Annotated in this window: 18 protein-coding genes and 1 tRNA gene; 8 read left to right on the top strand and 11 right to left on the bottom strand. The window is 64.1% G+C overall.

Going from position 1 to position 21379, the window contains the following annotated elements; translation table 11 throughout:
- Positions 1-94 precede the first annotated feature (94 nt).
- From P0D89_RS32350 to P0D89_RS32330, 5 genes are all read right to left on the bottom strand, one after another.
- Positions 95-1552, bottom strand: a complete 1458-nt coding sequence (locus P0D89_RS32350) for an MFS transporter (protein WP_408364339.1) — start codon at positions 1550-1552, stop codon at positions 95-97.
- Between the two features lie 158 nt (positions 1553-1710).
- Entirely contained in the window at positions 1711-2214 is a 504-nt protein-coding gene (locus P0D89_RS32345) for a YbhB/YbcL family Raf kinase inhibitor-like protein (RefSeq protein ID WP_408364341.1), read from the bottom strand.
- A 172-nt stretch (positions 2215-2386) separates the two neighbouring features.
- Positions 2387-2833, bottom strand: a complete 447-nt coding sequence (locus P0D89_RS32340; RefSeq protein ID WP_408364343.1) for a very short patch repair endonuclease — start codon at positions 2831-2833, stop codon at positions 2387-2389.
- A 58-nt stretch (positions 2834-2891) separates the two neighbouring features.
- Complete coding sequence (dcm, locus tag P0D89_RS32335) at positions 2892-4172, bottom strand: DNA (cytosine-5-)-methyltransferase (RefSeq protein WP_408364345.1); 1281 nt, start codon at positions 4170-4172, stop codon at positions 2892-2894.
- 275 nt (positions 4173-4447) lie between these two features.
- Positions 4448-4774, bottom strand: a complete 327-nt coding sequence (locus tag P0D89_RS32330; RefSeq protein WP_408364347.1) for a hypothetical protein — start codon at positions 4772-4774, stop codon at positions 4448-4450.
- Positions 4775-4947: 173 nt separating this feature from the next.
- On the opposite strand from P0D89_RS32330, the gene P0D89_RS32325 reads away from it, so the two are divergent.
- The 3 genes from P0D89_RS32325 (at position 4948) to P0D89_RS32315 (ending at position 6717) form a co-directional block, all read left to right on the top strand.
- A complete protein-coding gene (locus P0D89_RS32325) occupies positions 4948-5139 on the top strand; it encodes a CsbD family protein (RefSeq protein ID WP_408364349.1) in 192 nt (63 codons plus the stop codon).
- Between the two features lie 277 nt (positions 5140-5416).
- Positions 5417-5638 carry a hypothetical protein gene (locus tag P0D89_RS32320; protein ID WP_149671461.1) on the top strand — a complete coding sequence of 74 codons (222 nt, stop codon included), beginning with the start codon at positions 5417-5419 and terminating at the stop codon, positions 5636-5638.
- Positions 5639-6009: 371 nt separating this feature from the next.
- Positions 6010-6717, top strand: coding sequence for a glutathione binding-like protein (locus P0D89_RS32315; RefSeq protein ID WP_408364351.1), 708 nt, complete (start codon positions 6010-6012; stop codon positions 6715-6717).
- 258 nt (positions 6718-6975) lie between these two features.
- Here P0D89_RS32315 and P0D89_RS32310 read toward each other — a convergent pair.
- Together P0D89_RS32310 and P0D89_RS32305 are read right to left on the bottom strand one after the other, a co-directional pair.
- Positions 6976-7050: transfer RNA gene (locus P0D89_RS32310), tRNA-Arg, on the bottom strand.
- A gap of 269 nt (positions 7051-7319) precedes the next feature.
- Positions 7320-7511 carry a rubredoxin gene (locus P0D89_RS32305; protein WP_408364354.1) on the bottom strand — a complete coding sequence of 64 codons (192 nt, stop codon included), beginning with the start codon at positions 7509-7511 and terminating at the stop codon, positions 7320-7322.
- Between the two features lie 336 nt (positions 7512-7847).
- Between P0D89_RS32305 and P0D89_RS32300 the strand changes: the two genes are divergently transcribed.
- The 5 genes from P0D89_RS32300 (at position 7848) to P0D89_RS32280 (ending at position 15987) form a co-directional block, all read left to right on the top strand.
- Positions 7848-8249, top strand: a complete 402-nt coding sequence (locus P0D89_RS32300) for a DUF4399 domain-containing protein (protein WP_408364356.1) — start codon at positions 7848-7850, stop codon at positions 8247-8249.
- A gap of 265 nt (positions 8250-8514) precedes the next feature.
- A complete protein-coding gene (locus P0D89_RS32295) occupies positions 8515-10452 on the top strand; it encodes an ATP-binding cassette domain-containing protein (protein WP_408364358.1) in 1938 nt (645 codons plus the stop codon).
- A 425-nt stretch (positions 10453-10877) separates the two neighbouring features.
- On the top strand, positions 10878-12863 hold the full coding sequence (locus P0D89_RS32290) for a DNA topoisomerase IV subunit B (RefSeq protein ID WP_408364360.1): 1986 nt from the start codon (positions 10878-10880) through the stop codon (positions 12861-12863).
- A gap of 73 nt (positions 12864-12936) precedes the next feature.
- Positions 12937-15261, top strand: a complete 2325-nt coding sequence (gene parC, locus P0D89_RS32285) for a DNA topoisomerase IV subunit A (RefSeq protein WP_408364362.1) — start codon at positions 12937-12939, stop codon at positions 15259-15261.
- Positions 15262-15528: 267 nt separating this feature from the next.
- Entirely contained in the window at positions 15529-15987 is a 459-nt protein-coding gene (locus P0D89_RS32280; RefSeq protein WP_408232995.1) for a CopD family protein, read from the top strand.
- 90 nt (positions 15988-16077) lie between these two features.
- On the opposite strand, the gene P0D89_RS32275 is transcribed toward P0D89_RS32280, so the two are convergent.
- From P0D89_RS32275 to P0D89_RS32260, 4 genes are all read right to left on the bottom strand, one after another.
- Positions 16078-17286 carry a chromate transporter gene (locus P0D89_RS32275; protein ID WP_408364415.1) on the bottom strand — a complete coding sequence of 403 codons (1209 nt, stop codon included), beginning with the start codon at positions 17284-17286 and terminating at the stop codon, positions 16078-16080.
- Positions 17287-17430: 144 nt separating this feature from the next.
- Positions 17431-19785, bottom strand: a complete 2355-nt coding sequence (locus P0D89_RS32270; RefSeq protein ID WP_408377728.1) for a bifunctional diguanylate cyclase/phosphodiesterase — start codon at positions 19783-19785, stop codon at positions 17431-17433.
- The gene (locus P0D89_RS32265) at positions 19782-20252 is read right to left on the bottom strand and encodes a hypothetical protein (protein ID WP_408364367.1); all 471 of its coding nucleotides are present in this window, start codon (positions 20250-20252) and stop codon (positions 19782-19784) included. The genes P0D89_RS32270 and P0D89_RS32265 overlap by 4 nt, the downstream gene beginning before the upstream one ends.
- Before the next feature lie 53 nt (positions 20253-20305).
- Positions 20306-21217, bottom strand: a complete 912-nt coding sequence (locus P0D89_RS32260) for a PhzF family phenazine biosynthesis protein (RefSeq protein WP_408364369.1) — start codon at positions 21215-21217, stop codon at positions 20306-20308.
- Positions 21218-21379 lie beyond the last annotated feature (162 nt).

Here is a 21379-nt window from a genome sequence, read left to right as displayed (position 1 = left end):
CGGGCGGCCCCGGTACAAAAAAAAACTAACCCCCCCGGGGGGCTTCCCCAATCTTGCCCCCCGCGCCCTTCGTGTCTTTGCGTGGCGGAGTGCCTCAGGCAGCTTCCGTGGTAACTCGCTGCATCACGCGCATCGTGCTGACCACCGCCGCGACCGCCGAGAATCCCGCGGCGACATACAGCGAAACGGTCGGCCCATTTTGCGGCGCAACGCCGAAGATCAGCGCGACCAGCGCCGCACCGAGCGTCTGCCCGGTCAGGCGCGCGGTGCCGAGCATGCCGCTCGCGCCGCCGCTGCGATTGCGCGGCGCGGCGGACAGCATGGTGCGGTTGTTGGGCGACTGGAAGATGCCGAAGCCCACGCCGCACAAGGCCATGCGCCACGCGATCTGCATGGGTTCGGGATGCGCGCCGAGCGTGGCGAGCAGCAGCAGGCCGACCGTCAGCGCGGCGAGTCCGACGCCGCCCAGCCAGCCCGCCGACACCTTGTCCGACAGCACGCCCGAAATCGGCGCCGCGATGATGATGACCGCGGGCCACGGCGTCATCAGCAGGCCGGTTTCGACTTGCGACATGCCGAGGGTTTCCTGCAGCAGAAACGGCAGCGACACGAAGGCGAGCATCTGCGCACAGAACGAGCAGACCGACGTGCCGACCGACAGCGCGAACACCGGAATCCTCAACAAATCGATCGGCAGCAGCGGCGCGGGCTGCGTCAACTGGCGGCGCACGAAGAAGTAGCCGATCACCAGCGCGCCGATCGCTTCGAGGGCGATATAGCCGAAGCGCTCGCCGTGGCCGAGGCCGTCGACCGCGAAAATCAGCAGTCCGAACACGAACGCGTTCATCACCGCGCTCAGGTAGTCGTAGGGCGACTCGTGGCCGGGGTTCATCGGCAGCGCCTTGAAGCCGCCGATGATCGCCGCGATGCCGATCGGCACATTGATCGCGAACAGCCACGGCCACGACGCGACCGCGAGCACGCCGGCGGCCACCGTGGGCCCGACCGCCGACGACACTGCGACCACCATCGCGTTGATCGCGACGCCGCGCCCGAGTTGAGTGGGCGGGTAGATCATGCGCACGAGCGCGGTATTCACGCTCATGATGCCCGCCGCGCCGAAGCCCTGAATCACGCGGGCCAGCGCGAGCGTGGGCAGTGACGTGGACAGCGCGCAGCCGAACGAGGCCACCGTAAACAGAATCAGCCCGCTCAGGTAGATGCGCCGGTAGCCGATGCGGTCGCCGAGCGAGGCGAGCGGCAGCAGCGAAATGGTGACCGCGAGCTGATACGCGTTGACGACCCAAATCGAGCCGGCCGCGCTCGCGCGCAGGTTGCGCGCGATCGTCGGCAAGGCCACGTTGGCGATCGCGCTGTCGAGCACCGCGAGCGTGAGCGCGAGTGCGATGACCAGCATCGCCCAGTAGCGCTGCGGAATCGGCAGGCCTTGTTCGGCTTCGTGCGCGCGCGAGGCGCCGGGGGCGTCGGGAGAAGCTGCTCCGGCTGTTGCGGCCGGCTGGGGGCTGTCGTTGCGCGAGGGTTTTACGTGCATCGCTTGTTTGATTTGTAGTGGGACGGCGCGACGCTCGGGTGATGAGATGGCTCACACGCGCGGCAAGCCGTCGTCGAAAGACCGCGTCGGGCGCCGTCGAACGCGAACCGGCGAAGCTGCCGGCGCCGCGACCGGGCGCCGACAGCGCTGCCGATCGTCTATTTGAGTTCGTACAGTCCCGTGTGGGTGGTCGAGTCGATCTCGTTCAGATGCGTCATGAAGCGGGCGACCGCGTTGGTGGTGTCCGCGTTGATGGGCAAATGCGGCACCTTCAGCGCATGCAGCCGGAAGATGTAGCGATGCGTCCGGTCGCCGCGCGGCGGCGCGGCGCCGCCGAAGCCGACCGTGCCGTAGTCGTTGCGCACCTGCAGCGCGCCTTGCGGCAGCAGCGAGCCGTCCGCCTTGCCGGCGTTGCGCGGCAGCGAGCGGGCGTCGGCCGGAATGTTCACCACGACCCAGTGCCAGAAGCCGCTGCCGGTCGGCGCGTCGGGATCGTGGACGGTGAGCGCGAAGCTTTGGGTGTCGGGCGGCGGCGCGTCCCACTGCAACGCGGGTGAGATGTTCTCGCCGTCCACGCCGAACGCCTTGTCGTTGTACTCGTGGGCTTTCGGCATGAAGCCGTTGGTGGGAAAGTCGTCGGACCAGAGACGGAAATCAGCCATGATGTGCCTCCCTTGTTGATTGGTTCTGGGATCGCCGCAACGTGAGATTTCGCTGCGGACCATGCGGCCTGCGCGGGCATGGCCGCACGCAAAGAGACTCCGGGTTAGCTCGTCGAGTGTATCACCAGCGGCTATCGGATTCGCTCGAGCCCGGCAACGCTACAGGCGTCTTTCAGCCGCGTTCTTCGAAGCTCGGCGCGTCGCTCTTCAACCACTCGACGAGCCGCTGCAACACACCGCCGATGTCGCGATTGGCGCCTCGCAATGCGCATTCCCACACCACCGCCACGCGCCATCCGCCGGCGAGAAGCGCGTCGCGAACCTTGTCGTCATTGCTGCGATTGCGGCCGATCTTCTCGCGCCAGAACTCAGGCCGGGTTTGCGGCCATTTGAAGAGATGGCAGTCATGGCCGTGCCAGAAGCAGCCGTGCACCAGCACCACCGCGCGATAACGCGGCAACACGATGTCCGGGCGTCCCGGCAGATCGCGCGCGTCCAGGCGGAAGCGGAAGCCCTGCCGATGCAGCAGGCTGCGGATCAGGATCTCCGGTTTGGTATTGCGGCCGCGGATGCCGGACATCATCCGGCTGCGCGTCGCGCTATCGACGATATCGACCATGTCTCAGTGCCGGAATGCGCGGTGATCGGGCCGCCGGGCGGCTATCGCGCGGCGTCGCTCACGCGTACAGCGAGAGGGCTTGCTTCGAACCATGGCGGTTGTCCTCGGCGAGCAAAGTTTGCACATGCGGCAGCATGATGCGCGCCACTTCGCGCATCACCGGCATGACGACGCTGTTGCCGAATTGCCGGTAGGCCTGTGTATCGCTGACCGGAATCCTGAAGGTGTCGGGAAAGCCCATCAGCCGCGCGCACTCGCGCGGCGTCAGGCGGCGCGGGCGCAGCGCTTCGCCCTGATAGACCAGAATCTCGGAGCCGTCCTTGTGATAACGCGCCGACAGCGTGCGCGTGACGCTATCTGGATACGCCATGCCGAAGCCGAAGCCGTTGCCCGCCGCCCGGTGTTTCGCCGCGTAGTTTTGCAGATAGGCCCACAGGTTCGGTGTCAGCGTGTACTTCGGCTGCACGCGCTGTGCGGTGTGGTCGAAGAAGCGGTCGTGGTCCCACGGCAGCACCGGTTCGCTGCCGTCCGTGCGATGCAGAATCGAGCCGAGCCGTGGGCCCTGTTCGGGCAGTTGCAGGTCGTCCCACGAGAACGCCGTCTTTCCGCGAAAGCCGACGATGATAATGCGCTCCCGATGCTGCGGCGTGAAATGCTGGCCGTCGACGACGCGGTAATGCACCTCGTAGCCGAGTTCGTCGCGCAAGGTTTGCAGGATCACGTCGAACGTGCGGCCCTTGTCATGCGACAGCAGATTCTTCACATTCTCCAGCAGGAACGCGGCGGGGCGCTTGGCCGCGATGATTCGCGCGACGTCGAAAAAGAGCGTGCCTTGCGTAGTGCATTCGAAACCGTGCGGCCGGCCCAGCGCGTTTTTCTTGCTGACGCCGGCGATCGAAAACGGCTGGCACGGGAAGCCGCCGAGCAGCACGTCGTGACTCGGCACGTCTTCGGCGGGGAAGGAGACGATGTCGCCGATCAGCGTGTGCTCGCCGCCGCCGGGATAGTTTTCGCGATACGTCTTGATGGAGAAATCGTTCCATTCGCTCGTGAACACGCAATCGCCACCGTGCGCTTCGAAGCCCATCCGGATTCCGCCGATGCCGGCGAACAGATCGATGAAACGAAACTGCGCTCCGGCTGCGGCGCCGTTCGTCGCCCGCGCGCCTTGCTGCAGCAGATCGCGCAAGGCCGGCTCCAGCATGGCCGGGCATGGCGTTTCGCCTTTTTCCCAGCGGCGTACCGTCTTGATGTCCTTGCCGACATGCGCGGCGATTTCGCGTTGAGTGAAGCGGGCGCGTGCCTGCCGGAGCAGGTTGAGCGGTGCGGCGAGGGTCACGGGCGTCCTTGCTGGGAATTTTTGCGGACATTATGACCTAAGGCCGTCCCGTTTTTCCTATTTTCACGGCGTATGGGCGGAAAATTTCCGGCCGGACCAAGGGTGTCGGCGGCTAGATCTGTTTGTCACAGTGGAATGTGTAGGCTGTCGGCGTGACGCGAATTCCTCGCGTTGCGACGTGTGTTTGAGGCCGCGATGTGATTCGCGGCTTTTTTTATCGAGGTAAAGGCAGGTCGGGCAGGCCGGCCGCAAGCGCCGGCGATGCGCGGCGAGCGTCAGCCGGCGCGGCTGGCGCAGGAGGGGTAAGGCGGCGGAAACGGGGCGGCAGCGCTCGGCGCCGGCTCGTCCAATGCTGGTTGCGCCGCGGTTTCGAACTGCTGGAGTTGCAGCAGCAGGCTGTCGACCGTGCAGAGCTGCGCGTGAGACAGATGGCCGCTGTCGAGCAACTGGTGCAGACGCTTGCGCCAATAGGCGGGCGGCAAAATCGGGCCGGCAAGGTCGCCGCGTAAAGACATGCCCATCACGCGCGCAATATGCGCGATGTCGCGCTCGTGCAGCGTGGCTTGAGATGATCCGGAAAGCATAGCGGGTGTGCGGTCCATGGCGCCTCCATGGCCCTTTTACGGCACGTTTTCGTCAAACTTTAGGCATTTTATTAATTTTTTTTCGACGGCCTTCGTCGATGCATCGGGCCGCCGACAGCCTCGGGCATACCCGTTGCTGAATACGGATACTGGCGTAATGTCGCGCCGGCATTCCAAAAGTGGAGCCGAACATGAACAAGGACCAGGTGAAGGGTGTGGGCGAACAGGTCAAGGGCAAGGTCAACGAGGCCGTTGGCAAGGCTACCAATAACCCGGCGAGAGAAGCGAAGGGCGACCTGCAGCAAGGCGCGGGCAAGGTGCAGAAGGCCTACGGCGATGCCAAGGAAGACGCCAAGGACAACGCCAAGCGCAACATGCCGTAAGGCCGGTTGCAATTGCTGCTGCCGGCGTGCTTGTTGCCAGGTGGCGGAAGGAGGCGCTTCGGCGCCTCTTTCTCTTTGGTGTTTTCGTTTTCCTGTTTTCTTTCCGCTTCCTGGGGACGCGGGACGGGGGCATTACGAGATTGCTGTCGTTGGTGACGCGTAGCCGTGGATGCCTGGCGATTTTCGCCTGGGAGTAACCCGCGATCGGCGTTGCGAGGCATTCCGTGTGTGGGGTGTCGCCTTTAGACTTGGCGCATCCCACACAGAGGTAGCGCCAATGACACCCGAAAAAATACTTTCGATGTTCGAACGGCAGTACCTGGAAGGCAAAACACCCGCCGACCTCGAGCCCACCTGCGCGAGTTTCGCCACCTGGCTCGCGACCGCGTGGGAATTGCTCGACGGCGAGCAGAAGACGCTGCTGTTGACGGTCGGCGCGGCGTTGTGGCGTGAAGGGTATAACTTGCGCGCGGGCACGGCGACCAAGGATCTGTGGTGAGCGTTTTGGCCGCGTGTGATTTGCGGCCGAGCGAGGCGGGTATTTTCGGCCGTGTTGGCGAGGGCTGAGCTGAGTCGCTGGGGATGTCGCCGGGGTTGAGCGGTTAGTCGCTGACTCGTGCAAGCGCGTCCATGGGTTGCGTTTGTGAGGCGCGTTCATCGGCCTCGATTGAAGGCGGCGGCGAAGCGCAACGTGCTCGCGTTCGCGCCTCGCGCCCGCTGAGGCGGCCGCGCACGCGCTAACGCGAGTCGGTTTATATTGGGCGGTCCCGCGCTCGGGTCTGCGAGTCCGATCGTCCCACGACGCCGTTCGCCTCGCGCCCGTTTCGCGTTCCAACTCGCACGACTCACGCACAAGGGTGACACCGTTCCATGACCGATTTATCCGCTTTTCCGATCACGAAGAAATGGCCCGCCGAGCATCCTGACCGGATCCAGCTCTATTCGCTGCCGACGCCGAACGGCGTGAAAATTTCGATCATGCTTGAAGAGACAGGGCTGCCGTATGAACCGCATCTCGTGCGCTTCGATACCGACGATCAGATGACGACAGAGTTCCGGTCGCTCAATCCGAACAACAAGATCCCGGCGATCCTCGATCCGCACGGCCCGGACGGTAAACCGCTGCCGCTCTTCGAGTCCGGCGCGATCCTGATTTACCTCGCGGACAAGAGCGGCCAGTTCATTCCGCAGGACGCCGCTGGCCGCTATGAAGCGATCCAGTGGGTGATGTTCCAGATGGGCGGGATCGGCCCGATGTTCGGCCAGGTGGGCTTCTTCCATAAGTTCGCCGGCAAGGAATACGAAGACAAGCGTCCGCGCGATCGCTACGTCGCCGAATCGAGGCGGCTGCTCGGTGTGTTGGAACAGCAGCTCGAAGGACGTGCGTGGATTCTCGGTGACAAGTATTCGATTGCGGATATCGCTACTTTTCCGTGGGTGCGCAACCTGGCCGGCTTCTACGAAGCGGGTGAACTGGTCGGCATTCAGGACTTTCCGAATGTGACGCGTGCGCTAGCTGCCTTCATTGCGCGTCCGGCGGTGGAGAGGGGGCTGAATATTCCGAAGCGGCCGTCTTGATGATGTCCTAACGGGGTGGCGTGGCTGGGTGCTGTGATCTGGCAGGGCCGGTCGCGCTGCTTGCAAGCTGCTCAACGAGGCTGAGGCGCGCATGCCTGAACTGCGATGACCTCGTACGGATCTCGCATTCGCGCCGAGCCTTACCAATACGAACCCGAACCGGGTTTTGGTGAGATTTTTGGGTTGCGCCGATCGCGAAGGGGTATGGCGCGAGGCTTCGATGCGGTGATGCGTCAGCGGAAGCTGAGAGTTGGTGGCTGGTCCCCCTGACAGGAATCGAACCTGTATCTAGCGCTTAGGAGGCACTTGTTCTATCCATTGAACTACAGGGAGAGGACCGAACCGGACTATTCGCAGCAACCCTGCCACCGGACGAGGTCCGCGAGGATTGGGCGAGTCCAAATTTCGCCAGCGAGCGCAGAGTATATCAAACACGCCCGGGCGCGAGGAGGGCGGCGAGGCCGTTCTACAAAGCAAACGGCCCAGCGGCATTGCCTGCTGGGCCGTGTGGATCGCGGGGACGCTGGCTGGAAGCCGGCTTGGCCTGGAGGCGTCACAACCGGCAACGCCATCACCAGCCACCCCATTTCAATCAACCCACCTCAAAACTCCACTACCGTAAACTCCGCCTTGCCGACATCGCACAGCGGGCAGCGCCAGTCTTCCGGAATCGCGGCGAAGCGCGTGCCCGGCGCGATGCCTTCTTCGGGCAGGCCTTCTTCCTCGTTGTAGATCCAGCCGCAAATCAGGCAGACCCAGCTCTTGTATTCGATCACTTCAATTACTTCGCTCACGACGCACTCTTCTATAGTTCAATGCAATGGCCCGCTTAGTCTGCCCCTTTTTTTGGCAGCGCGGCAACGCGCAATGTTACCGGAATTTGTCAATCCGACCGTGAATTGCCGTTGCGGCGCCGCCGCAACGCGTCGGGGACCCTCCGGAACCCACTGGACGGACCATGTCACCCACAGCATGTATGCTGTGATCCGCAGCTAACTGAATAGACAGGCGCGCAACGCATCCGGCATGAAATGCGACGATCGGTCTCAGTTGACGGCGACAGGCGCGTCGCGCTCGCCGTCACCGCCAAGATCCCGTGTCTGGCTCCCGTTTCCTAAAGGAGAACTACGATGTTCAAACACAAGTGGCTGGCTGGTGCCGCATTGGCCGGATTGCTCGCCGTCTCGGGTGTGGCGCAGGCCGCGAGCGTGTCCTTCGTGCAGCCGGCGGATGGCGCGAGCGTCAGCAATCCGGTGCACGTCGAATTCGGCGTGCAGGGAATGAAGATCGCGCCGGCTGGCACGATGACGGATGGCACCGGCCATCATCATCTGCTGATCGACGGCAAGCCTCTGCCCAAGGGCGAGGTGATTCCTGTCAGCGACAAGTCGCTGCACTTCGGCAAGGGCCAGACCGAGACCGATCTGACCTTGCCGCCGGGCGACCATACGTTGACGTTGCAATTCGGCGACGGCGCCCATCGGTCGTACGGTCCGGAAATGAGCAAGACCATCACGGTGCACGTGAAGTAAGCCGCCCGCCGCCCTGGATGACCGGAAGGGCGCGCGCGGCGATTGTCCGTCCGTTAGCGCTAGCCGGCGTCTCTGGCGGCTCGCATCGACGCAGCGCCGAGGTTCGTCCTCCTTCTGCCGCCGAGCCCGCCGCCAAGGTTCGCCACCGCCCCGTGCGCGCCCCGCAAGCCGGCCATTCTGCCTATCTCTTCCGGCATACAGGCACCCGGCCGCGCGCCCGGTACAATGGGCAGTTCCGACTCATCGCTGTCTTCTCCAATTCTCCATGTCGCTCTACACCATTACCGGCGCCCAACTGGCGTTCGGTCACGTCGCGTTGCTCGATCACGCGGATTTCTCTCTCGAAGCGGGCGAACGCGTTGGGCTGATCGGACGCAATGGCGCGGGCAAGTCGTCGCTGCTGAAGATCGTCGCCGACCTCACGAAGCCTGACGACGGCCTCATCTCGCGTCAGCAGAATCTGAGCACGGTCTACGTGCCGCAGGAGCCGGAGTTCGACACTGACGACACGGTGTTCGACGCGGTCGCCGCCGGCCTCACGCACGCCCGCGCGCTGCTGGACGAATACGACGCGGTCGCCAACCAGCTCGCCGATGAGCCCGAAGGTGCGCAGCACGACGCGCTGATGGCGCGCATGAACACGCTGCAATCGTCGCTGGACACGTCGGACGCGTGGAACTGGAGCACTCGGGTGGCCACCACGCTGCAGCAAATCGGTCTGAACGGCGAGGCGCGGGTCGGTTCGCTGTCGGGCGGGATGCAAAAGCGCGTCGCGCTGGCGCGCGCGCTGGTCGTGCAGCCGGACGTGCTGCTGCTCGACGAGCCGACCAACCACCTCGACTTCGACGGCATCCGCTGGCTCGAAGAACTGCTCGTGTCGCTGCGCGCGGGCCTGCTGTTCATCACCCACGACCGCGCGTTCCTCGACCGCGTCGCGACGCGTATCGTCGAACTGGATCGCGGGCGTCTGCTGTCGTATCCCGGCAACTTCTCGGCGTACCAGACGCGCAAGGCGCAGCAACTGGAAATCGAACGCGTCGAAAACGACAAGGCCGACAAACTGCTCGCGCAGGAAGAAGTGTGGATCCGCAAGGGCGTCGAAGCGCGCCGCACCCGCAGCGTCGGCCGGATCGCGCGGCTCGTGCAGATGCGCAACGAGCGCGCCGAGCGCCGTAACGTGCAGGGCAACGTCAAGCTCGACGTCGGCCAGGGCGAGAAGTCCGGCAAGATCGTCGCGGAGCTGACCGACGTGACCAAGCGCTACGGTTCGCGCACGGTGGTCGACAACTTCACGGCCACGGTGATGCGCGGTGACAAGATCGGCTTCGTCGGTCCGAACGGCGCCGGCAAGACCACGCTGCTCAAGATGATCCTCGGCGACCTCGCGCCGGACGAGGGCACGGTGCGCGTCGGCACCAATCTGCAGGTCGCGTACTTCGACCAGATGCGCGCGCAACTCGATCTGGAAAAGAGTCTCGCCGATACCATCAGCCCGGGCAGCGAGTGGGTCGAAGTCAACGGCCAGAAGAAGCACGTGATGAGCTACCTCGGCGACTTCCTGTTCGCGCCGGAGCGCGCCCGTTCGCCGGTCAAGTCGCTGTCGGGCGGCGAGCGCAACCGTCTGCTGCTCGCGCGTCTGTTCGCGCGCCCGGCCAACGTGCTGGTGCTCGACGAACCGACCAACGACCTCGACATCCCCACGCTCGAACTGCTCGAAGAACTGCTCACGGAATACGACGGTACGGTGCTGCTGGTCAGCCACGACCGCGCGTTTCTCGACAACGTCGCGACCTCGGTGATCGCGTCGGAGGGCGAGGGCAAGTGGCGCGAGTACGTCGGCGGATTTACGGATTGGCAGATCCAGCGCGACCGCTCGCAGCAGATCGCGCTGGACGCGCAGAAAGCGGCCGGCAAGGAAGCGGCCAAAGACGCGGCGCCGGCCAAAGACAGTTCCGCAGGCCGCAACACGCAGCGCGCGGCAAAGCTGTCGTTCAAGGAGCAGCGGGAACTGGAGGCGCTGCCGAAGACGATTGCCGAGCTCGAAGCCGAGCAGAAAGCCATCGGCGCGCAACTCGAAGACGGTTCCGTGTTCGCGAAAGACGCGCGCGAAGGAACACGTCTAACCGAGCGGTACGCCGAGATCGAAGAAGAGCTGCTGATCGCGCTCGAGCGTTGGGACGAACTGGAAAACCGGCGCAAGTGAAGTGAAGCGCCGCGCGATCTCGGCGCGCCGCGGCAGCAAGCTGCAAGATGCGGTACAAAAGCGACGTGCACCGCGGCGCGGCGGGCTTCGAGTCGTGACGCGCCGCACGCCGCCCGTCTGTGCGTAGCGCCCGCCGCGACTTATCCAGACGGCCAATCCAGAGAATGGTCAATTGCCGCGGCTATCGAAATCAGTAAAATACCCCGCGAACAGGCTTCCCCCGCGTTCGCACCGGCCTGGTCGTGCCAGTGAGCGCCGTCGGGCGCGCCAACGGGAGGCCGCGCGACAAAACAGCTTGCCCGCACTGCGGGCACCCCACCTAACCCTGTTGTTTCGTTTCGCTTTTTTTGAAAACTCAACGCATTGTCCACGGACCTTTCCACAGGACCTGTGGACAACGATGAACCGACGCACCCGAGTCAACCATGTCTACGAAAAAGCCAAACGCCGCGTATAGCGAAGCGTCGATCAAGGTGTTGAAGGGCCTGGAGCCGGTCAAGCAACGGCCCGGGATGTACACCCGCACCGAGAATCCGCTGCACATCATTCAGGAAGTCATCGACAACGCGTCGGACGAAGCCCTCGGCGGCTACGGCCGGCAAATCACGGTCACGCTGCACGCGGACCATTCGGTTTCGGTCGAAGACGACGGCCGCGGCATTCCGTTCGGCCTACATCCGGAAGAAGGCGTGCCGGTCGTCGAGATCGTGTTCACGCGCCTGCACGCGGGCGGCAAGTTCGACAAGGCCGCCGGCGGCGCCTACACGTTCTCGGGCGGCTTGCACGGGGTCGGCGTGTCGGTCACCAACGCGCTGTCCACGCGCCTCGACGTCACCGTGTGGCGCGACGGCAAGGTCGCCGAACTGAGCTTCGCCCACGGCGACGTCGCCAGGCAGCTCGAAGTGCGGACCGCCGCGAAGGGCGACAAAAAATCCGGCACGCGCGTCACCGCGTGGGCCGATCCGAAATACTTCGACTCGCCGAACCTGCCGCTCGGCGAACTGCAACGTCTGCTGCGCTCGAAAGCGGTGCTGCTGCCGGGCGTCGAAGTCACGCTGATCAACGAGAAAACCGGCGAGCAGCAAAGCTGGAAATACGAGGACGGCCTGCGCGGCTATCTGCTCGAAGGCATGAACGGCAGCGACCTGCTGATTCCGCTGTTCGAGGGCGAGCGTTACGCCGAAAACGCGCGTTCGAGCGAAGAGACTTTCGCCGAAGGCGAGGGCGCCGCATGGGTGGTCGCGTGGAGCGAGGAAGGCACGCTGATGCGCGAGTCGTACGTCAACCTCATTCCGACGCCCGCGGGCGGCACGCACGAATCGGGTTTGCGCGACGGTCTGTATCAGGCGGTCAAGAGCTTCGTCGAGTTGCACAACCTGCAGCCGAAGGGCGTGAAGCTGCTCGCGGAAGACGTATTCGCGCGCGTGTCGTTCGTGTTGTCGGCGAAGGTGCTCGATCCGCAATTCCAAGGGCAGATCAAGGAGCGGTTGAATAGCCGCGACGCGGTCAAGCTGGTGTCGTCGTTCGCGCGGCCGGCGCTCGAGCTGTGGCTCAATCAGCACGTCGAGCACGGCAAGAAACTCGCTGACCTGGTGATCAAGCAGGCGCAGGCGCGCACGCGCGCAGGGCAGAAGGTCGAGAAGCGCAAGAGCTCGGGCGTCGCCGTGTTGCCGGGCAAGCTGACCGATTGCGAGTCGACGGAAATCGGCCGCAACGAACTGTTCCTCGTCGAGGGCGACTCGGCGGGCGGCTCCGCGAAGATGGGCCGCGACAAGGAATACCAGGCGATCCTGCCGCTGCGCGGCAAGGTGCTGAACACGTGGGAAACCGAGCGTGACCGCCTGTTCGCGAATAACGAGGTGCACGACATCTCGGTGGCGATCGGCGTCGATCCGCACAGCCCGGACGACAAGATCGACCTGTCGAATCTGCGTTACGGCAAGATCTGCATTCTGTCGGACGCGGACGTCGACGGTTCGCACATCCAGGTGTTGCTGCTCACGCTGTTCTTCAAACATTTCCCGCAACTGATCGAGCGCGGCCATGTGTGCGTCGCGCGTCCGCCGCTCTTTCGCGTCGACGCGCCCGCGCGTGGCAAGAAGCCGGCGCAGAAGCTGTACGCGCTCGACGAAGGCGAACTCGAAGCGATTCTCGACAAGCTGGGCAAGGACGGCGTGCGCGAATCTCAATGGTCGATCAGCCGCTTCAAGGGCCTCGGCGAAATGAGCGCGGAGCAACTGTGGGACACCACGATGAACCCCGATACGCGGCGCCTGCAGCCGGTCGCGCTGGGCGACCTCGACTACGACGCCACGGTCGCCCGCATGACGATGCTGATGGGCAAGGGCGAAGCGGCGTCGCGCCGCAGCTGGCTGGAAGAAAAGGGCAACGAGGTGGAAGCGGACATCTGAGCACGGCGCTCTCGCGCCTTCGTGCTTTGCCACCGCACACCAGCCTCAAGCCAAACACGGATACGGAATCTAGATGGACGACGATAACACTCTCGACCTTTTCACCGAGCCGCCGCCCCCGGAAGGCGACTTTCTGACGCTCGGCAACTACGCGGAACGCGCGTACCTCGAATACGCGGTCAGCGTGGTCAAGGGCCGCGCGCTGCCTGACGTTTGCGACGGCCAGAAGCCGGTGCAGCGCCGCATCCTGTTCGCGATGAACGAGATGGGTCTCGCCGACAACGCGAAGCCGGTCAAGTCGGCGCGCGTGGTCGGCGACGTGCTGGGCAAGTACCACCCGCACGGCGATCAGTCTGCGTACGACGCGCTGGTGCGTCTCGCGCAAGACTTTTCGATGCGCTATCCGCTGATCGACGGCCAGGGCAACTTCGGCTCGCGCGACGGCGACGGCGCGGCGGCCATGCGGTACACGGAAGCGCGTCTCACGCCGATCGCGAAACTGCTGCTCAATGAAATCGATCAGGGCACGGTCGATTTCATGGCGAACTACGACGGCTCGTTCCAGGAGCCGAAGGTGCTGCCGGCGCGCTTGCCGTTCGTGCTGCTGAACGGCGCGTCGGGCATCGCGGTCGGGCTGGCGACGGAAATCCCGTCGCACAATCTGCGCGAAGTTGCGGGCGCGGCGGTTGCGCTGATCCGCAATCCGAAGCTGTCGCACGCCGAGTTGATGCAGCACGTGCCGGGGCCGGACTTCCCGGGCGGCGGCCAGATCATTTCGAGCGAAGCGGAAATCTCCGCGGCGTATGAAACTGGCCGCGGCAGTCTGAAAGTGCGCGCGCGCTGGAAGATCGAAGACCTCGCGCGCGGCCAGTGGCAACTGGTGATCACCGAACTGCCGCCGAACACGGCCGCACAGAAGGTGCTCGAGGAAATCGAGGAGCAGACCAACCCGAAGATCAAGCTCGGCAAGAAGACGCTCACGCCCGAGCAGCTGCAGACCAAGCAGACCATGCTGGGGCTGCTCGACGCAGTGCGCGACGAGTCCGGCAAGGACGCACCGGTGCGTCTCGTGTTCGAGCCGAAGTCGAGCCGCATCGATCAGACCGAGTTCGTCAATTCGCTGCTCGCGCATACGAGTCTCGAGTCGAACGCGTCGCTGAACATGGTAATGGTCGGTGGCGACGGCCGGCCGCGTCAGAAGGGCTTGAGCGAAATCCTGCACGAGTGGATCGCGTTCCGCTTCGCCACGGTCACGCGCCGCACGCGTCATCGTTTGTCGAAGGTCGACGACCGGATTCACATCCTCGAAGGCCGGATGATCGTCTTTTTGAATATCGACGAAGTCATCCGCATCATTCGCGAGTCGGACGAACCGAAGGTCGCGTTGATGGCCGCATTCGGGCTGTCCGACCGTCAGGCCGAGGACATTCTTGAAATTCGTCTGCGTCAGCTGGCGCGGCTCGAAAAGATCAAGATCGAAAAGGAACTGTCCGAACTGCGCGACGAGAAGGCCAAGCTCGAAGAACTGCTCGGCAGCGAACCGGCGATGAAGCGTCTGCTCATCAAGGAAATCGAGGGCGACGCGAAGCAATACGGCGACGAGCGCCGCACGCTGATCCAGCAGGAAAAGCGCGCGACGTTCGAAGCGCGCGTGGTCGACGAACCTGTCACGGTGGTGGTGTCGCAGAAGGGCTGGGTGCGCGCATTGAAGGGCCACGGGCTCGATACGGCGGGCTTCACGTTCAAGGCCGGCGACGGTCTGTACGCGGCGTTCCAGTGCCGCACGCCGGACACGCTGGTCGCGTGGGGCAGCAATGGGCGGGTCTATTCGGTGGCGGTGGCCTTGCTACCGGGCGGGCGTGGCGACGGGGTGCCGGTCACGTCGCTGATCGAACTGGAGTCGGGCAGCCACCTGATGCACTACTACGCCGCTTCCGCCGATCAGGCCTTGCTGCTCGCGTCGAGCAACGGTTTCGGCTTTGTCGCGAAGGTTGGCGACATGGTGAGCCGCGTGAAGGCCGGCAAGTCGTTCATGACGATCGACGCCGGCGCCGCGCCGCTCGCGCCGATGCCGATACTGCCCGACGCCGCGCAGATCGCATGTCTGTCGTCGGGCGGGCGTCTGCTGGTGTTCGGCCTCGACGAGATGAAGACGCTCTCGGGCGGTGGACGCGGCGTGACGCTGATGGCGCTCGACGACAACGAAACGCTGCGGCAGGCGCTGGCGATCAACCAGGCGGGCGTGATATTGATCGGTACGCGCCGCGGCGGCCGCGTGGACGAAGAGAAGCTGAGCGGCGCCGCGCTGGCGCCGCATGTGGGCAAGCGCGCGCGCAAGGGCCGCGCGCCGGAGAGCAAGATGAAGCTCGACGGCATGCGTCCGGTGCTGGCGGCTTAACAAAATTGATCGTGGCACGCGGCGAGCGTCTGATAGCATGCAAGGCGCTCGTCATGCGCGGTAGATAAAGAGCGTGGTGCGTAGTAAAAGAGCGGGGGGCGGCGGCGTCGCGGCATCGGGCGCGCTGCAATAACAACTACAAATCGACGGGAAAGCTGCGGGCGCCCGGAACTGCATGCACAGCGCGCGGTCGAACGCGCTCAATAGCCGCTGCCAATCAATAGCAATCGCCCAGGCGGTGCGGCGTCGTCGGGAGAGGAAAACAACATGATCAAAGCTATCGAACTCGCGCTCTTTCTGCATCTGCTCGCGGTCGCGGTGTGGGTGGGCGGCATGGTGTTCGCGCATTTCTGCTTGCGCCCGGCCATTGCCGATCTTTCGCCCCAATTGCGCCTGCCGTTGTGGGAGTCAGTGTTCGGCCGTTTCTTCAATTGGGTCGCCGCGGCGGTGCTGGTGATTCTGCTCAGCGGCGGCTTTCTGCTCATGCAGTTCGGCGGCGGTCACGCCACGTGGCCGTTGCACGCCATGGCTGGGCTCGGCATCGTGATGATGCTGATCTTCGGGCATATCCGCTTTGCTGTTTTCCCGCGCATTCGCCGCGCAGTGCAGGCGCAGAAATGGCCCGATGGTGCGCGGGCGGTGGGCACGGTTCGGCGTCTGGTGCTGATCAATATCGTGCTCGGCGTCGTGACGATCGGCGTCGCGGTGCTGTCGCGCGGATTCTGAGGCTGGGGTATTGCGGAGGCGTTGCCATTGCCGCTTTGGCTTTGGCTTTGGCTACCGCTCTGTCTCTGTCACTGCTAATGCCGCTTCGATTCAAAGCAGCGCGTCATAGGCCAGCCACAGCCCGCACACCACGGCCACCGTTCCATACACGATGTACACCGGCACCTTGAGCTTGCCGAAGCACATCGCGGAGAACAGCGCGGTCAGCAGATAAACCGGTTTGAACGGCACATGCGCGGCAATGCGCAGTACCGCGACCACAAGGAACGCGGTGGTCATCGCACGCAGAACTCTCATGCCGTGCTCGAAGCGCGCATTCGCCTTCAACTGATGCAGGTGCCGTTGCGCCAGCACGACGAGGCAGCCCGACGGCACGAACAGCGCGAACGTCGCTATCAGCGCGCCGGCCCAACCGTCCACCAGGTAGCCGAAGAACGGCACCACGTTCAACAGCGGTCCGGGCGAGAGCGGCGACAGCGAAAACGCCAGCGTGAAGTCGTTATCCGATACGCCGACCGCCGGCGTGACGAACAGCGTCTTGAGCACCGGCAACGCCGAGAAGCCGCCGCCGAACAAGGTCATGCCGGCACCGGCGAGGCGCAGCCACAATAGCGCGAGTTCATAGCGATGTGGCAACGGCAGCGCGAACAGCATCAGCAACACGCATAGCGAGATCAGCATCAGCCAGTCGGCGCGCCGCAGCGATACCACGAGGCGGCTGTCGCGCACCGGGCTCGTGAACCACCCGGCGCCGAAGGCCGCGCCGAGCATCACGACATAAGCGGCGGCGCTGCGCGCATAAAAGAGCGCCACGCAACCCAGCACCGCTGCGATCCATTCGAGCCTGCCGCGCACCAGCGCGCGTGTCTGCTTGTACCAGGTGATCGCGATCAGCGTGGCTAGCACCACGCTGAAGTGATTGAGCAGCGTTTGCGAAGCGGCGACGCGTACGAGCGGCGAGCGGTAGAAGATCGCGAACAGCGTCATCAGCATGAAGAAGGGCAGCACGCTGGCGATGCCCGAGACCCATGCGCCGGAACGTCCGCGCAGCGCGTGGCCCAGTTGCACGGCGACGTTGCATCCCACCGGACCGGGCACCATCCACGCCAGCGCGATCAGATCCGAGAACGCGACCCGCGAGAGCCGCCCCTCACGTTCGACGTAGTGGTGTTCGAGTTGCGCCATCAGCGCGAGGCCGCCCCATGACAACGCCGACAGGCCGAACACGACCCGAAACAGCGTCCATAGCGGTTCCCGTTCCCCTCGTCTGACAGCACCCTGGCTCGTGATCGTCTGCATGGCGCCACGGGGGCCCGGCACGCGGGCGCCCGCCTTCTGGATCATTGGTGTCTGGAGTGACGCGGCTCGCGACCGGCATCACGCTCTGACGTAGTACAGCGTGAATCTAGCCGGTTTTCCAGTGCGATGGCGAGAGGCGCCGCGCTAGTCGTTGGTGCTGGAGACGCTGCTGGTGCGGTCGGTTTCACGCGCGGCGCGACGGCCTGTCATCCCGCATACGCCGAAGCGTTCGAGCAGCGCGGGGATCGCTTCCACCGGCACCGGGCGCGAGAACAGGAAACCCTGCGCCTCGATATGACCCAGCGCCGAGAGCCATGCGATCTGCTCTTCGGTTTCGGTGCCTTCGACCACCACCGTCAGTCCGAGCGAGCGCGCCAGATTGACGATCGCGGTGACCATCACGCAGACGCTGCGGTCGCCGGGAATTGCCTGGATGAACGAACGGTCCACCTTCAGCGTGTCTACTGAAAAGCGGTTCAGATAGGACAGCGACGAATAGCCGGTGCCGAAGTCGTCGAGCGCGATACGCACGCCGAGGCGCTTCAACGCGAAGATTTTCTCCGACACCAGTTCGGGATATTCCATCATCGCCGTCTCGGTGATTTCGAGTTCGAGGCGGCGCGCGGAGATGCCGGTTTCCTCGATCGCATGCGAGATGGTTTCGTACAGATCGCCGCGCCAGAACTGCACCGCGGAGATGTTCACCGCGAGCGACAACGTGTCGTAGCCCTGTTGTTGCCAGAGCGCCAGTTGGCGGCAGGCGGTCTCGATCACGAAGTCGCCGATCGGCACGATCAGGCCGGTCGACTCGGCCACCGGAATGAATTCGTTTGCCGGAATCAGGCCGTGCTGCGGGTGATTCCAGCGCACCAGTGCCTCGAAGCCGGTGATGCAGCGCGCGGTCAGATCGATCTTAGGCTGATAGGCGAGAAACAGTTGCCCTTCGGCGAGGGCCACGCGCAGCTGCTGCTCCCACTTCATCAAATGATCCGCGCGATGCGACAGGTGCGGCGAATAGAACTGGTAGCAGTTCTTGCCCGCGTCCTTGGCGCTGTACATCGCGAGGTCGGCTTTCTTCAGCAGGTCGATCTCGCTCTCGTTGGCCACCGAATACAGCGCAATGCCGATGCTCGCATGCAGTACGAACGAACTGCCGCGTACTTCGAAGGGTTTCGCGAAGGCTTCGGCGGCGGCCTCGGCCAGCGTGACCGCGCGCTTCTCGACGTCGTCGCCCTTGATCACCACGACGAACTCGTCGCCGCCGATGCGGCTCAACGCGCCGTCGTCCCCGACCGCGGTGGCGAGCCGCGAGGCCGTCATTTGCAGCACGATGTCGCCGGCGTTGTGGCCGAGCGTGTCGTTGACAGTCTTGAAGTTGTCGAGGTCGATGAAGAGGATTGCGAGGTGGCCGAGGTTGGCCGGCTGCGCCACGTCGTGGCGCAGCGTTTGCAGCGTCGCATAGCGATTGCGCAAGCCGGTGAGCAGATCGTATTCGACCAGATGCGTCATCTCGCGCTCGCGTCCGAGCAGTTTGCCGATCAGCCCGGTCGCGACCGCGAAGAAGCTCAGCATCGCGAGCGAGATGAAGCCCGCCATCAGCAGATAGACGTTGCGCGTGTGGTTGTAGTCAGCGAATTCTTCGGCTTGCGAAAGACCGACCAGCACGCCGAGCGGATAGCCATCGATGTGCCGGTACGAGACGATGCGCGTGACGTTGTCGATCGAATCGACATAGGTGCCCGATACATGTTCCGAGGTCGGATACGAGCCGCTCGCCGAGAATGTGCCGTTGGCCTGTTCAGCGCTGCCGGTGCGCCGCGCGAGCACGGTGCCGTTGTCCGAGATCACCGCGATCACGCCTTCGCGGCCGATCGCAGCGTTGTTGTAGAAGTCGGAGGTGAAGTAGCTGGGGTCTTCGGAAACCACCACGACGCCCGCGAACGAGCCGTCCGGATGATTCAGACGCCGCGTCATCTGCAAGGTCCAGTGACCGGACACACGGCCGAGCACCGGCTTGCTGATAAACAGCTGGTCGTCGTTCTCGTGTTCGTGGACCTTGAAGTGTTCGCGGTCGGACAGGTCGATATGTTTGGGATTGAGCTCGGCCGTGTTGGCGATCAGCTTGCCGTGCTCATCGATCAACGAAACCTGCACGAGCGTCTCGCTTTGCACGACGCCCTTTTCGACCGTGCTGGACAGATCGAAATGATCCGGCGTTTTCTCGAACTCGTATTTGACGAAGCGGGTGATCTGATAGACCTGGTGAATCGCCTTGATCGTGTGCTGCTCCAGCGCCGCGGAGAGAATTGCAGCAGAGGCCATCGCTTCACGATAAGTCGCTTCTTTTTCCACCGACAGCCGCGCGAAGATCACAGTCCAAAGCAGGATCAGGACCAGCACGCCGAGCGCGGGAATGACGAGCAAAGCCCGCCGGCGCGACACGACGGGATCGCGGCGAGGTTTGACCTCGCGCTGGTCGGCGAAGCGGGATGGACTCATTGGGCGGCCCGTACCTGAGTGCCGGCAGGCTGCAAACACACGAGCTGCGAATGCGCTGATTTCATGGATGGCTGCATGGTGACCAAGGTGCCGGAAATGCTGCGCAAGGAGCAGGCGTGGTGCCATGCCTGGCCTGACCGTCCACAGGTCATCGGGTACGTTTCGATATTACTTAATGCCACTGGATTAAGGAAGGGTCCGGGCATCGGGTATACGCTGGCGCGGCAAATCGTCCGCTGCGATTGGATTTGCAGCCGGCGCGATCTGCCTTGCAGTCGCGACATGGCACTCGTTTTGAATATTTCATCGGGTTCGGTGTTCAGGTGTGCCAGGTCTCGAAGGTCCGCTGCAATGCCGGTTGCATCAATTGTTAAACCGATGCGGCTTTTTTTGTGGTCAAGCGCGGCGAGATGCGGCGCGCGCTGTTTGAATCCGGATACTGAAGCGGCGGGCGCGTATGCATTCATTGTGCGCGCCGCGCTGATTGCGTGTCATCGCAGCTCTTTGCGCTTCTTCGCACTCACGGCAGCAAAAACGTGCCGTCGATAATCGTCACCGACGAGCCGCCGATCCACGTCTTGCCGCGTGCGTCGTCGTAATGCACCGAAACCTGTCCGGCGCGGCCCAGCACGGTACCCTGACGCGCGGTGTAGCGCTTACCCGGACGCCGCTGTTGCGCGCTCAGAAGGCCGGCGAGCGCGGCATTGGCACTACCGGTGACGGGGTCTTCACCGATGCCGAAACCGCCGCCCGCCATCAGGCAGCGCACCTCGAAGGTCGCGGGGCCATCGGCGTCGTGCGGGCCGTATACCGCGAGCCCGTGCGTGTCGACCGAATGCACGAGGTCGGCGAGCGCCGCGCTGTCGGGTTCGAGCGCGAGGCAATCGCGCGCCGAATTCACACGGACCACGAGCCAGGGCGCACCATTGTCGACCGCGCAGGGTGGGGCGCTGAAGTCGACGGCGTCGCTACGTAAAGCCGTAGACAGCGCGGCATAGCGATCCGTCGCGAGTGGCGTGATCCGCGCGGGCGGCGCGGCGAAGGCCCACGCGGCGTGCGCGTGATCGGCCGGATTGGCCGCTTCGGTCAGCGCCTCGAGTTCGACGAGTCCCACGCCGCATTGCTGGATCAGCTTGCCGGACTGCTTCGGCTGATACCCGCTCTCGAGCAATGCATGCGCTGTGCCGAGCGTCGGATGGCCCGCGAACGGCAATTCGCCATGCGTGGTGAAGATGCGGACGCGATAGTCGGCGGCCGGGTCGGTCGGCTTCAGCAGAAAAGTCGTTTCGGACAGATTGGTCCAGTGCGCGATGGCCTGCATCTGTTGCGTATCGAGCGCGTCGGCGTCGAATACGACGGCAAGCGGATTGCCTTTGAGCGGCACCGACGTGAACACGTCGACTTGTTTGAAACGAACATTGCGGGCAGGCATGGGGCGCGGTCCAGCGAATCAAACGGTTGAACGGGATTCGCGGATTCTATCCGCTGGCGCGGCAACGATCCACCTTTGCACAAATGCAAAACGCGCCGCGAGTGGCTAACACTTCGCGACGCGTTCTGAACGGACTGCCAGGTTAAACCGCCAGCGATGCTG

Origin of the sequence: Paraburkholderia sp. RL18-085-BIA-A, from assembly GCF_046027075.1 — a bacterium.
Taxonomy (GTDB): domain Bacteria; phylum Pseudomonadota; class Gammaproteobacteria; order Burkholderiales; family Burkholderiaceae; genus Paraburkholderia.
This window is presented reverse-complemented; position numbering and strand designations above follow the sequence as displayed.

What these genes read in the sequence shown, in the direction of transcription:
- P0D89_RS32270 (WP_408377728.1), bottom strand. Translation starts at nt 19,785, where the DNA reads ATGAGTCCATCCCGCTTCGCCGACCAGCGCGAGGTCAAACCTCGCCGC.
- P0D89_RS32345 (WP_408364341.1), bottom strand. Translation starts at nt 2,214, where the DNA reads ATGGCTGATTTCCGTCTCTGGTCCGACGACTTTCCCACCAACGGCTTC.
- P0D89_RS32280 (WP_408232995.1), top strand. Translation starts at nt 15,529, where the DNA reads ATGATCAAAGCTATCGAACTCGCGCTCTTTCTGCATCTGCTCGCGGTC.
- parC (WP_408364362.1), top strand. Translation starts at nt 12,937, where the DNA reads ATGGACGACGATAACACTCTCGACCTTTTCACCGAGCCGCCGCCCCCG.
- P0D89_RS32290 (WP_408364360.1), top strand. Translation starts at nt 10,878, where the DNA reads ATGTCTACGAAAAAGCCAAACGCCGCGTATAGCGAAGCGTCGATCAAG.
- P0D89_RS32320 (WP_149671461.1), top strand. Translation starts at nt 5,417, where the DNA reads ATGACACCCGAAAAAATACTTTCGATGTTCGAACGGCAGTACCTGGAA.
- P0D89_RS32265 (WP_408364367.1), bottom strand. Translation starts at nt 20,252, where the DNA reads ATGAATGCATACGCGCCCGCCGCTTCAGTATCCGGATTCAAACAGCGC.
- P0D89_RS32340 (WP_408364343.1), bottom strand. Translation starts at nt 2,833, where the DNA reads ATGGTCGATATCGTCGATAGCGCGACGCGCAGCCGGATGATGTCCGGC.
- P0D89_RS32300 (WP_408364356.1), top strand. Translation starts at nt 7,848, where the DNA reads ATGTTCAAACACAAGTGGCTGGCTGGTGCCGCATTGGCCGGATTGCTC.
- P0D89_RS32260 (WP_408364369.1), bottom strand. Translation starts at nt 21,217, where the DNA reads ATGCCTGCCCGCAATGTTCGTTTCAAACAAGTCGACGTGTTCACGTCG.
- P0D89_RS32275 (WP_408364415.1), bottom strand. Translation starts at nt 17,286, where the DNA reads ATGCAGACGATCACGAGCCAGGGTGCTGTCAGACGAGGGGAACGGGAA.
- P0D89_RS32325 (WP_408364349.1), top strand. Translation starts at nt 4,948, where the DNA reads ATGAACAAGGACCAGGTGAAGGGTGTGGGCGAACAGGTCAAGGGCAAG.
- P0D89_RS32295 (WP_408364358.1), top strand. Translation starts at nt 8,515, where the DNA reads ATGTCGCTCTACACCATTACCGGCGCCCAACTGGCGTTCGGTCACGTC.
- P0D89_RS32350 (WP_408364339.1), bottom strand. Translation starts at nt 1,552, where the DNA reads ATGCACGTAAAACCCTCGCGCAACGACAGCCCCCAGCCGGCCGCAACA.
- P0D89_RS32315 (WP_408364351.1), top strand. Translation starts at nt 6,010, where the DNA reads ATGACCGATTTATCCGCTTTTCCGATCACGAAGAAATGGCCCGCCGAG.
- P0D89_RS32330 (WP_408364347.1), bottom strand. Translation starts at nt 4,774, where the DNA reads ATGGACCGCACACCCGCTATGCTTTCCGGATCATCTCAAGCCACGCTG.